The sequence below is a fragment of the Nitratireductor aquimarinus genome, assembly GCF_017255295.1.
GTDB classification, from domain to species: domain Bacteria; phylum Pseudomonadota; class Alphaproteobacteria; order Rhizobiales; family Rhizobiaceae; genus Nitratireductor; species Nitratireductor aquimarinus.
The window spans coordinates 47560-59494 of record NZ_JAFKDE010000011.1; the positions used below are offsets into that span (position 1 = coordinate 47560).

Genomic DNA, 11935 nt, shown 5'->3' on the forward strand with positions numbered 1-11935 from the left:
ACAATGAAAGCCATTTTCGACGAACGTCAGCTGTTACATACGCCCGCCCGCTATTTCCGGCGCGGGGCCTACATGCCGCATCCCGAGCAGGCCGAACGCGCCATCCTCATCCGCGACATGCTCAGGCGCAACGCCTTCCCCATCGAGACCCCGCGCGATTTCGGCGAGGACCCGATCAAGGCCGTGCACGATCCCGATTACGTGGATTTCTGGAAGGACGCCTATGAGCGCTGGCGCGCCGAAGCGCCGGATCAGGAGCCGATCCCGAACTGTCATCCCGGCCCGCGCCGGGGGCGTCCGTCATCCTCCGTTTTCGGTCAGCTCGGCTGGTGGGCGACCGACACGTCGGTGCCATTGACGGAAGGCACGTGGAACGCGGTCTACTGGTCGGCGCAGACGGCGCTTGAAACCGCCGAACGGGTGAAGGAAGGCGCGCGCATGGTCTATGGCCTGTGCCGCCCGCCGGGACACCACGCGCTTTCCAACGCCTCGAACGGCTTTTGCCTGTTCAACAATGCGGCCATTGCCGCGCAGAGCCTGCGCTCGCATTTCGGCAAGGTGGCGGTGCTCGACATCGATACCCACACCGGCAATGGCACGCTCGACATCTTCTATGATCGCGGTGACGTTTTCGTCTGTTCGCTGCACACGGACCCGGATCTCTATCCGACCTATTATCTGGGTTATGAGGATGAGCGTGGCGAGGGCGAAGGCGAGGGCGCGACGCTCAATCTTTGCCTGAAGCCCGGTTCCGACACCGAGACGATCCTGATGCGCTTCCGCGAAGGGCTCGCGGCGCTCAGGGATTTCGGCACGGAAGCGCTGGTGGTTTCGCTCGGCCTCGACATGGCGGAAGACGATCCGCTGTCGGAGGTGAAGCTGACAGGCGAAGGGTTCGCGACCATGGCGCGCGAGATCGTCGGGCTCGGCCTGCCGACTGCGCTGATCCAGGAGGGCGGTTATCTCGGCCCGTCACTGTCGAAAAACGCGGAAATCTTCCTCACCGCCAGCCGCGATGCGCTGGCGAGCGCGGCGGACTGACAACGGACATGCCGTCACCCCTGGTTTCAACCGGGGTGACGGCGCGCTGCTCGATCTGCTCTCGTATTTGTGCGGATTTCAGCTGAAAGCGAAACGCGCTATCCGCGAAGCGCCTTCACCAGACGCGCCGAACGGCGCAGCGCAGTGAAGGCCGCGCCGATGGCCACGATCCAGAGCGCCACGGTCAACACTTCACCGCGCCCGTCCCAGAGCGGCTCGAAGAGCGACAGCACGGCCGCCGCCGTGATGGTCGCCATGCGGTGTGGCTTGGCCATCGGGCCGGAAAAGTCTGCCTGCTGGCCGCAGGCGCGACCGAGCTCGCGCACATAAGCCGTCAGGACGGCAAAACCCGCCGCCGCCCAGCCAAGCGCGGGCAGGCCAAGGCCATAACCGGCGCCGACGAGGATCGCGATATCGGCGACCCGATCGGGAAACTCGTTCCAGAAAGCGCCGTCCGGCGCGCTTTTGCCCGCCTCGACCGCAACCATGCCATCGAACAGATTGCACAGGAGGCGGAACTGCACGAACAGCCCGCCCAGAATGAGAAGCACTGCCCGCATCACGCCATCGGCAGACCCCGCCTGCCACAGGGCGAGACCGGCGAGGGCCGCAAAGCCCATGCTCGCCATGGAAATCTGGTTCGGAGTGATGGATGTGGCGGCCAGCCAGCGCGTGATGCTGTGCGCCCAGCCGGTGTCGCGGCTGGCCAGCGGACGTCGGTTCTCAGTATCGCTCACGGTCGGGCGCTCCATAGGGTGTAGGTGTAAAGGGCGGCATAGGATGTGGCGACCGTCAGCGGCAGGGCGACCGTCGCAAGGATTTCGGGTGTGCCCGCCGCCGCGTGGATCGCGGACAGAAGCGTTGCGGAAACGAGGCAGGCGATGAGCGGCGGCAGAACCAGCGCGCCAAGGCCGGAAAAGCGACTGGTCAGCCACTCCACGATGCGCTTCAGGAACAGTGTGATGCAGGCGGACAAAAGCCCCTGCACCATGCCCGCCACCAGCGGACGCGGCATTGCGTGCCCCCGGTTGGCGAACACGGCCCAGCTTCCCATGGCGAGAAACGCGAACGCCATGTGAACGGCGCTCGATCTCGCCAGTCGGGCAAGCGCAGGGCTCATGTGAGCGACCACCAGTAGCGCACCAGGTGGAAGAAGATCGGGGCCGAGAAGATGACCGAATCCAGCCGGTCGATGAAACCGCCATGCCCGGCGATCAGATGCCCCCAGTCCTTCACGCCGCGATCACGCTTGATGGCCGACATGACGAGCCCGCCGAAAAAGCCCAGAAGCACGATGACGAAGGACAGAAGCCCGGCCTGAACCGGGGTGAAGGGCGTCATCCAGAACAGCCCCGCGCCCACCAGCGTTGCACTGAGCGCGCCACCGATCAAACCTTCCAGTGTCTTGGAGGGCGAGAGGTTGGGCGCGATCTTCGTGCGCCCGAGCAGCTTGCCCCAGACATATTGCAGGACGTCGCTCGACTGCACGACCACCACGAGGAAGGCGATCAGAAGCAAATTGCGTCCCTCATAGCCGGGGATATCCAGCGTGAGGAGCGCGGGCACGTGGGACACACAGAAGACGCAGATCATCAGCGCCCATTGCACCTCCGCCACCCGGACGAGGAAATGATCCGTATCGCCGCGCACCGCCGAGACAATGGGCAGAAGAAGGAACGCATAGACCGGCACCAGGATCGAATAGAGGCCGTACCAGTCGATATAGATGAGATAATATTGCAGCGGCAGGAAGATGAAGAAGGCCGAGGCGAGCGCCCAGTGGTCGCCGCGCCGCGTGTTGGTCAGCGTTACGAATTCGCGCAGTGCGGCGAATGATGCAAAAGCGAACAGCAGGATCGCGCCAACCCGGCCGAACATGAGCGCGCCGCCCATGAGGATGATCATCACCCACCAGGCGTTCACCCGGTCGTTGAGGTTTTCGATGGCCGTGTTGGAGCCATCGGGCGAGAATTTGCGCTGAAGCACATAGCCCACCAGCGATGCCGCAATCAGCACGCCGGCCAATCCGCCGAGCAGTTTCAAAAGGTCGATCTGATGTTCACTCATCACGCGTCACCTTCCGAAGTTGCCGAGAGGGAAAGAAGCGCATCGCGCGCCCGGGTGAGGAAAGCCTCTTTCGTTTCGTCATCGCCGACCCGCATGGCTTCACCGAACGTGACCGTGCAGATGAGCGGTACGGGCACGAATTCGCCCTTGGGCATGACGCGGTTCAGATTGTCGATCCACACCGGAACGAAATCCACGTCTGGCCGCGCCTTGGCCAGATGGTAGATGCCGCTCTTGAAAGAGAGCAGCGGCGCGTCGGTCTCGTTGCGCGTGCCTTCGGGAAAGATGATGAGGGAGGCCCCGCCATCCAGCGCATCGGCCATTTGCCCGATGGGGTCGCTTGCGCGCGTGTCCCGGTTTCTGTCGATCAGCACCGCATTGAACACGTCACGGCCGATGAAGCGCCTGACGGGTGATTTCAGCCAGTAATCGGCGCCCGCCACGGGCCGTGTCTGCCGGCGCATGCGCGGCGGCAACACCGTCCATAGCAGGATGAAATCGCCATGGCTCACATGATTGGCGAAATAGACGCGCTGACGGGGAACCGGCTCGATGCCCTGCCAGTCGGCGCGTACAGCGGTGATGAAACGTGCAAACAGCGTGATCGCGCCTGCCGCCACCCGCGACAAAAATGCCATTGTGTCCCCTGGAGCTTTGCGTGGAAACCAGATTCAGACGCTGTATAGAACGGTTGCAGCGTGCGGCCAAATAATAACGGCGATTGAAAACAGCATGAATTCTCCATGCCCGAAAAGGCATGGATGTAATGGAGCCTGACACGTTAACAGCGCCACGGGTCGTGCTCGACTGTCCCGTGGCGGTGCAGAGCGGGCATTTTCATTTCCTGTACTGTCATCGCCTCCGCTCAGGTTGAAGGGCGGGCCATGCGGGGCTTATTGGCACATAAGCTAGTTTTCCTATTTTGAAATCGTCGTTGCACCCGGCCTTGCTAACCACGACGTCTTCGCTTGCAGATTGAGAAGGTGTTTACACGGCGTGTCGCCGTTTACATGCGCAAGTATGTGGATCGTTACAGCTCGCTGTGATGGCACTGGAGGAGGCCAGCAGGTTTTCGAGACCGTGCGCGAGCCGGGAAAGAGGCAGCGTTACAACGCCCGCACAATAACCCCTGTGGTTTCACGATGACGGATGGCTGTCCGTCAGCCCGGTCGTCAGATTCAGTCAGTATTGGTCAGAATTGGTAGGTGGAATCTGACCTGAAACACTCTGTATTGAAAGTGATATCGGCTGGAACACGTGTCTTCCGGGAGGATATTGAGGCATGACGGATCGGATGGTTGGTTTCTGTGCGACGGAAACCGGGAGGGGTAGCAGGACCTTATCCAAGGGTGTCCGGCTCTCCCGCGCGCTGTACGCGTCGCTCATGCTGACCACGGCGCTCGTTCCCGCCACCGCCATGGCCGATGACGTTCTGCCCACCGGGGGACAGTTTACGACCGGCAACGGGACAATATCGGCAAACGGCCCGCGGTTGGATATCCGCCAGACGACCGAAACCGGCGTCGTGAACTGGAGCGGCTTTTCTGTAGGGTCGGGCAATCAGGTTCATTTCGACAACGGCAACGGCGCGACGCTCAATCGCGTCACCGGCAATGTTTCAAGCCAGATCGACGGCAGCCTCACCGCGACCGGCAGCGTGTTCCTCATCAATCCAGCCGGTGTGGTGGTCGGCAGTGGCGGTCTGGTCGCTACGGGAGGTTCGTTTGTCGCCTCCACCCATGACGTGACCGACAGTGATTTCCTCAATGGCGGCGGGATGACCTTCTCCGGCAACGGCACCGCCGAGGTGACGAATGCCGGCACGATCCGCTCTGCACAGGGCGACATCGCCCTGATTGCCCGGCGGGTGGAGAATACCGGCACACTGGAAGCCCCCAACGGCACCGCCGCGCTTGGCGCAGGCTACAAGGTGCTGATGAAAGATGCCGCCGATACGGACGGGCTCCTCTCCGTGGAACTTGGTGGCCCGGACACAGAAGCGGTGAATTCCGGCACGATTGCTGCCGCGAATGCCGAGATCCGCGCCAATGGCGGCAATGTCTATGCACTGGCCGGCAACACGGACGATGTCATCAAGGCGACGGGCGTCACCAGTTCCGGCGGCCGCATTTTTCTGACCGCCGGGGCCACGGGCAAGGTCAGGGCCAGCGGTCGCCTCAAGGCCCGCAGGATGGCGGCGAACGTGCCCATTCCGACACCGCGTCCTGCGCGCGAGGGCGGAACGATCACCGTCACCGGCGGGGACATCACGGTCACCGGAACCTTTGACGCCTCCGCTGAAAGCGATGGCGACAGGGGCGGCGAGATCATGATCTTCGCCGAAAAGGACACAACCGTCTCCGGCGCGCTCAGCGCGCGGGGCGGGACCGGCGGCACGGGTGGCTTTATCGAGACTTCGGGCAGGAAGACCGTCGACTTCAACGGCGTCTCGATCGACACATCCGCTGCGGGCGGTACGACGGGCAACTGGCTGATCGACCCGGAAGACATCATCATCACTTACGGGCCGGCGCAGACGATTCAGAACGCCCTCGCAAACTCGAACGTCACGCTGCAAACGACGGCGACGACCGCAAACGGCCCCGTGGCCGGCACCCCTGGCGCCGGCGACATTATCGTGAACAATGGCCTGGCCTGGAGCAGCACAAACACGCTGACGCTGGACGCCTACAACGATATCGAGATGAACGCTGGCGTGTTGGCGCCGAATGGCGGCCTGACGCTGATCGCAAAAGGTCAGGGCGGACCCGATAGCGTCGGCACGATCCACACCCATTCCAACTATGCCCTTGTCGATGTCGGGACCTTCACCCTTCAGCGCGGCTATTGGGGGCAGGTCGGGGCTGCCCTGCCATCATTCAAGGCGGGCGACTTCCGGGTTGATGAGTATGCTGGGCAGTTTGTGCGGGCGCGCGGCGGGGACGGGACCGCAGCAAACCCGTATCAGCTCTCCGATATCTACGGGCTTCAGGGAATCACAGACAGGGATCGTCGAGCAGGGGTGTTTGCTCAACTCAGTTATCAGCTCGTCAGTGACATCGATGCGTCGCCAGTGTCGGGGTGGAACAGCGGCGCAGGGTTCAGGCCCGTCAGACTGGCAGGCAATCTGGACGGCCAGGGCCATACGATCGACGGGCTGTTTATAAACCGGCCCTCAGGTCACAATGTTGCACTCATTTCTTATTGGGGGGGGGGCCGTTCCGTCGGAGCCGGAAATCAAGGACCTCAACGTCACCAATGCCAGCGTGACCGGAGGTTCCCAGACAGCGATCCTGGTCGGTGAGAACAGCGGCGGGGCCATCGGTCATCACATGTCGAATGTCACTGTCAGCGGTACGGTTGAGACAGAAACGTGGGGCGCAGGCGTCGTAGGCCGGTTTCATGGAAACCTCGACAGATCGACGATGACCAATGTGCATGCGGATGTTTCTGTCACGGAAAACGGCACGGGCAGCGCCGTCGGTGGCCTGGTGAGCATTGTGACTGAGGGGCTGACCATATCGAATTCCAGCTCGACTGGAACAATAACCGGATCGCGTTCTGGCGGACTCGTTGGAACCGCCAATGACAACAGCAACAGGGTCGAAAATTCCTACTCGACCGCGACGGTTGTTGCGTCAGGCAACTTCCGTGTGGCTGGAGGTCTTGTCGGGGGCTCCGAGGACCTCACGATTGAGAACAGCTATTTTGCCGGACAGGTGCTCGGCATCAATGGTGCTTCTGCGGGTGGTCTCATTGGCGAGGCCGACCGGTACACGACCATTATGAACTCCTTTGTCACGGGGCGCGTGGCGACCGATGGCTATGCGGGCGCACTTATTGGTACGCTCCGGAATAACAATGTATCCATGACCAACGCGGCCTGGGACATTGGCACGACCGGACAGAGCGACGCGATCGGATATACGGCGTTCTATACTCCGACAGTTACCAACACCGGCAGCCGGACCACCGCGCAGATGCAGGGCTCGCTCGACTTCGGGCTTGGCTTCAGCCTGAACAACACCATCTGGGCCACTGGCAACGACCTCTACCCCTATTTCGGCTGGCAATATGCTTCGACGCCGGTTGCCGTTTCGGGCACGGCCTATGCTGACAGCGGCAGCACACCGCTTTCCGGGGCTGATGTCAGCGGCATTTCCGGCGGCAGCCTGTTTGGCTCTGCTGTTACCGGCGCCAATGGCTACTACTATATCCTGACCGATGCGGGATCGCTCGACGCTGCCGGCGTTCTCACCTATCTCGATGGCGAGAGCACGCAAAGCGCAACCTATTCCGACCGCATGACTGCCAGCGGGGTCTCCGGCGCGGACATCTGGGGCAACACGTTCCGGCTCGAGACGGACGCCGCGGCTCTTACGGATGTTTCCACGAACCTGCAGGCCACGCTGGGTTCGTTCAGCGACAGCGATCTGGATTTCATAACCAATCTTCCGGGCAGCGTTCTGAGATCGGACAACAATGGCAAGAGCCTTGATATTGTTCTGGACGCCGGATCTGACTTTTCACTCAACATGAGTATGCACGCAGGGGGCGGGCTGACCGCTTCAACCGGCGGCACATTCTCTGTCGACAAGAGTTCCGTGTTTGTCGGGGCCGTCAATGGCGACCTGACGGTAAACGGGGACCTTGCCTGGGCGAGTTCCAATGAACTCACTCTCTACAGTCATGCCAGCAACACTTCGATCACGGTCAACGGATCGGTGACGGCCGCCAGTGGCAGGCTGCGCGTTGACCGGACAGGCACCGCAACCAACGTCGCCGCCATGGTGACCGGCGACATCTATGTCGACCGGTTCCAGTCTGACGCCAGTTGGACGCAGGTCGGCAGCACACTTCCGGGTTTCCACGCCAATGATTTCAACATAGCGGGCGGCGAGTTCCTTCGTGCGCTCGGGGGCGATGGCTCATCTGCAACGCCCTATCAGATCGCGGATGTCTATGGATTGCAGGGCGTGGGATCGAGCGGTCTTCTCGGCAGCGCCTTTGTCCTTGCCAACGATATCGATGCATCGGGTACGGCAGGCTGGAATGGCGGTGCAGGCTTCGACCCGATCGGCGTCTACGGCGCCGAATTCAGCGGCAGTCTCGACGGACAGGGGCATGCGATCAGCGGTCTGACCATCGACCGCGCAGCCGACGACTATGTCGGCCTGTTCGGCTATGCCGCTGCCGGTTCGTCCCTGTCGGATCTCATCCTGTCCGGCGGCAGCGTCTCCGGCAATGGTCATGTTGGCGCACTGGCTGGATACGCCGGATCCACCATCGGTGATGTGCAGACCTCGACAGACGTTTCCGGCACAGCCCACAGCATCGGCGGTCTGGTCGGCACGCTGGATGGGACGGTCGCCCGATCCTCCGCCACCGGTGCGGTGACCGGCATTGGCGGCGTCAGCGATATCGGGGGGCTGGTCGGTGTCACCGATAGCGGATCGACGATCCATCAGTCCTACGCCACCGGCAATGTGACCGTCGGCGGCGCGATCAACCTGAACTTCAACTTTGGCGGTCTGGTCGGGTACAATACGGGCTCCATCACGCAATCCTTCGCCACTGGCAATGTGACGGCAGGCGGCAACGGGGCCGGTGGCCTGGCCGGCGTGAATGACGGGTCGATCACGGATTCCTATGCGACGGGCGCCGTGTCGGCTGCCGCGTTCGCGGGCGGCCTTCTGGGGCAACTGGCTCCATCCGGATCGGTTGCAAGAGCCTATGCCACAGGCTCCGCCTCTGCCGGCGACGGCAATGAGGGCGGCATTGCAGGGCTCGTTGATACCGGCGCTTCCTTCAGTGCGACTTTATGGGACACCGATGCGTCTGGCCTGACGGATCCTGTCGGCTTCTCGTATGATCCCACGGTTCCCGGCGTGACCGGCCTTACAGGCGCGCAGATGACGCAGCTCTCGACCTTCACCGCTTATGGCTTCAACATTGATGATGAGGGCGGGACAGGCGCGGTCTGGCGCATCTACGACGGTTACACGACCCCGCTCCTGCGCGGTTTCATGACCGGTCTCAGCGTGACGGGCGGCAGCGTCAGCAAGGTTTATGACGGCAGCGCAGCAAGTTCCGATGTGGGAACGCTCGTTTATGGCGGCCCCTATGACGGCTCCCGGATTTTCGGCACGGCAGGCTATCTTGCAGCCAACGCAGATGCGGGAACCTACACGGGCGGCAATCTGACCCTGGCGGGGCTTTATTCCGGCCAGTTTGGCTACGATCTGACGCTTGAATCGGGTTCTCTCGCCATCACGCCCGCCACCCTGTGGGTGACGGCAAATGCGGCGAGCATGACCTATGGCGACGGTGCGCCGACCCTTGGATATTCCCACAGCGGACTGGTCGGCGGCGATGATGCATCGGTGTTCACGGGAGCGCTGTCCAGTGGCGCGACCTCCACCAGCGATGTGGGCGCCTATGGGATCACGCAGGGGTCGTTATCGGTTGGCGGCAACTATCAGATCGCCTTTACCGGCGCTGACGTGACCGTCAACAGGCGCGCAGTCACGGTGCGGGCGGACGATCTGCAGCGCGACATTGGCGAAGCCAATCCCGCGCTGACCTACGCCATCGTTTCCGGATCGCTGGTCAATGGCGACCAGATGAGCGGCAGCCTGTCCACGACGGCGAACCTGAACTCACCGGTCGGCGCATACGCCATTGGTCAGGGCTCACTGGCGCTCTCGCCCAATTACGAACTGACCTATCTCGGCGGCATTCTCACCGTCCTCGACGGGTCGAATATCCCGACACCCGATATCCAGCCTCAGGCATATGAGTCTTCACCGCCTCTGCTGATCGAAGCAGGAGATGGAGAGACCGAGACCTGCGAACCGGTGGCTGTCAGCGAAAGCGGCCCGCTGGCCGTCTACCCCTGTAACCGATCTTACGGCGCATGGCTGAGCGCTGCGGTGGAATGATGATGACATCAGAGTTTTCGATCCGTCAGCATCTGCTGACGCTGCCCATCGCACTGAGCGCTGGCATTCTCCTCTTTCAACCCGTTGCCTTTGCGCAGTCCGCCCTTGAGCGCAACCTGCCGCAGGTTGCGCCGGGTGAGCCGGTTTCTCTCGGCGTTGATGAACAGGAGTTCGGTGCGACAGACACGACGCCGCTCGGGGTTGATCTGGCCGGCGTTTATCTGATCGGGGAAGATGATGCGGCTGCCGCTGCACCGCCGAAAGGCGTCGGGGGAAAAATCGAGATCATCGACCGGCAGGCCGCCGAGACTGCACTGGGCGCGTTCATCGGCGAGCCGTTGACCCTGGCGCTGGCGGGCAAAATCCAGGCGGCAATCGCCCGCATTTACAGGGAGGCCGGTTATCCGTTTGTCTCCGTCACCCTGCCGCCGCAGGAAATCACCAGCGGTGTGCTGCAGGTTCGCGTCATAGAGTTTCGCACAGGCGAGGTGACGGTCGAAGGCGTCGCTGCCGGCGAAGCCGAGGGCATCCGGAAGGGGCTGCGCGCGGCGCGCGGAGAGAAAATCGATGCACGGGCGCTGGAAGAGGATCTGAACTGGCTGAACCGCACCCCATACCGGCGCGCCGAAGGGGTGTTTCGGCCCGGCGAGGACACCGCGCTCAGCAATCTTGACGTCATGATCCGGACGCAGCGGCCCTGGCAGGTTTTTGCCGGCTGGTCGAATTCCGGCTCAAGCGACACCGGGCGGGACCGCTATTTCCTTGGTGGTTCTGCGCGTCTGCCCCTGCCGGGCGCACCCTGGATTTCCTATCAGATGACGGCAAGCGACGACATCTGGAGTGATCCGGGGATCATTATTCCGCGGGGGGGTGATTATCCGGGATACATCAGTCATGCGGGTAGATTGACCATCCCGACCTTCGCCCGCCAAAGTCTGGAAATCGCCCCGGCCCTGGTTGCGAGCAGCGACCGGCCGAACCGCTTTTTCACCATTGAGAACACCACGTTCGAACTGCCGGTGATCTATCGGTCGGCGGTCTCCAACATCCTGCCGGGACGCTATTGGGGCGACATCTATGGCGGTGTCGAGTTCAAGCGTCTCGAACGCCGTACATTGTTCAACGGCGTGTCGGTGGCAGAGGGAAGTGCGGAGCTTTTCCAGCTGGTGCTGGGCTGGAGCGGGGATTTCGAAGACCGCTGGGGCAAAACGGTCGTCGATGTGCGCGTGAAAGCCAATCCGGGCGGCGTGCTTCACGGCAACGACATGGCCAGCTGGCACCCGTTTTCCAACGGTCGTATCGATGACCTTCGATATGCCTATCTGGCCATGGATCTCACCCGCGCCACGCCACTGCCGGCTCAGCTTTCCTGGATTTCCTCACTCTCGGGAACCCTTGCCGGCGAGGCGCTGCCGGATACCGAGCGCGTCTCTCTTGGCGGGCGCTATGCGGTGCGCGGTTACAATTACGATGATGTGAGCGTGGACAGCGGCATCATCTGGCGCAACGAGCTGCGTCTGCCGAACATCTCGCTGCTGGGAGACGGGGTCGGGGGCGATTGGCTTCCGCCCGTTCAGGACAGCCTGTCCCCCTACTTCTTCGCCGATCTCGGCTTCGGGGGCGATCACAGCACGGACCGGAGCACGACGCTGGGCGGGCTTGGAGTGGGGTTCGATTACAATGTCGGCGAAACCTTCTCAGCCAGTTTCATAGCCGGCGTTGCTCTCAGTGACGGTGGAAACACGCAGGCCGGTGACTGGAACCTGCAGGGTTCCATAACGGCGCGTTTCTAGCAGCCTGGACCGACGCCGTCCCATGCGCGCCGGCTCATGGCATTGACGATTCGGATGTTCCTTCAGGCCGTGAGACGGCTGCTGTCGCCAAGT

8 protein-coding genes are annotated in these 11935 nt (G+C 62.4%); 4 read left to right on the forward strand and 4 right to left on the reverse strand.

The genetic code is table 11. The annotated features are described in order from the left end of the window. Positions 1 to 3 precede the first annotated feature (3 nt). Entirely contained in the window at positions 4 to 1041 is a 1038-nt protein-coding gene (locus JYP46_RS18500; RefSeq protein ID WP_206548934.1) for a histone deacetylase family protein, read from the forward strand. A 98-nt stretch (positions 1042 to 1139) separates the two neighbouring features. Here the strand turns inward: JYP46_RS18500 and JYP46_RS18505 are convergent, their stop codons facing one another. From JYP46_RS18505 to JYP46_RS18520, 4 genes are read right to left on the reverse strand one after another with little or no spacing between them, the layout of a single operon-like run. Next, on the reverse strand, positions 1140 to 1778 hold the full coding sequence (locus tag JYP46_RS18505; RefSeq protein ID WP_206548935.1) for a CDP-alcohol phosphatidyltransferase family protein: 639 nt from the start codon (positions 1776 to 1778) through the stop codon (positions 1140 to 1142). Continuing rightward, positions 1775 to 2161 (reverse strand): hypothetical protein, encoded by a 387-nt coding sequence (locus JYP46_RS18510; RefSeq protein WP_206546481.1) that lies wholly within the window; start codon positions 2159 to 2161, stop codon positions 1775 to 1777. Before JYP46_RS18510 ends, JYP46_RS18505 begins: the two co-directional genes overlap by 4 nt. After that, positions 2158 to 3108 carry a phosphatidate cytidylyltransferase gene (locus tag JYP46_RS18515; protein ID WP_113157076.1) on the reverse strand — a complete coding sequence of 317 codons (951 nt, stop codon included), beginning with the start codon at positions 3106 to 3108 and terminating at the stop codon, positions 2158 to 2160. Before JYP46_RS18515 ends, JYP46_RS18510 begins: the two co-directional genes overlap by 4 nt. Next, positions 3108 to 3746 (reverse strand): lysophospholipid acyltransferase family protein, encoded by a 639-nt coding sequence (locus JYP46_RS18520; protein WP_113157075.1) that lies wholly within the window; start codon positions 3744 to 3746, stop codon positions 3108 to 3110. The genes JYP46_RS18515 and JYP46_RS18520 overlap by 1 nt, the downstream gene beginning before the upstream one ends. Positions 3747 to 4492: 746 nt before the next feature. Between JYP46_RS18520 and JYP46_RS18525 the strand changes: the two genes are divergently transcribed. From JYP46_RS18525 to JYP46_RS18535, 3 genes are read left to right on the forward strand one after another with little or no spacing between them, the layout of a single operon-like run. Beyond that, positions 4493 to 6412, forward strand: a complete 1920-nt coding sequence (locus JYP46_RS18525) for a two-partner secretion domain-containing protein (protein ID WP_206548936.1) — start codon at positions 4493 to 4495, stop codon at positions 6410 to 6412. Further along, positions 6375 to 10049 (forward strand): MBG domain-containing protein, encoded by a 3675-nt coding sequence (locus tag JYP46_RS22280; protein ID WP_206548937.1) that lies wholly within the window; start codon positions 6375 to 6377, stop codon positions 10047 to 10049. Before JYP46_RS18525 ends, JYP46_RS22280 begins: the two co-directional genes overlap by 38 nt. A gap of 2 nt (positions 10050 to 10051) precedes the next feature. Beyond that, a complete protein-coding gene (locus JYP46_RS18535; RefSeq protein ID WP_244974884.1) occupies positions 10052 to 11842 on the forward strand; it encodes a ShlB/FhaC/HecB family hemolysin secretion/activation protein in 1791 nt (596 codons plus the stop codon). The last annotated feature ends 93 nt before the right edge of the window (positions 11843 to 11935 follow it).

Coding starts and splice junctions, on each gene's coding strand:
- JYP46_RS18515 (WP_113157076.1), bottom strand. CDS start 3,108: ATGAGTGAACATCAGATCGACCTTTTGAAACTGCTCGGCGGATTGGCC.
- JYP46_RS18510 (WP_206546481.1), bottom strand. CDS start 2,161: ATGAGCCCTGCGCTTGCCCGACTGGCGAGATCGAGCGCCGTTCACATG.
- JYP46_RS18535 (WP_244974884.1), top strand. CDS start 10,052: ATGACATCAGAGTTTTCGATCCGTCAGCATCTGCTGACGCTGCCCATC.
- JYP46_RS18500 (WP_206548934.1), top strand. CDS start 4: ATGAAAGCCATTTTCGACGAACGTCAGCTGTTACATACGCCCGCCCGC.
- JYP46_RS18520 (WP_113157075.1), bottom strand. CDS start 3,746: ATGGCATTTTTGTCGCGGGTGGCGGCAGGCGCGATCACGCTGTTTGCA.
- JYP46_RS18525 (WP_206548936.1), top strand. CDS start 4,493: ATGCTGACCACGGCGCTCGTTCCCGCCACCGCCATGGCCGATGACGTT.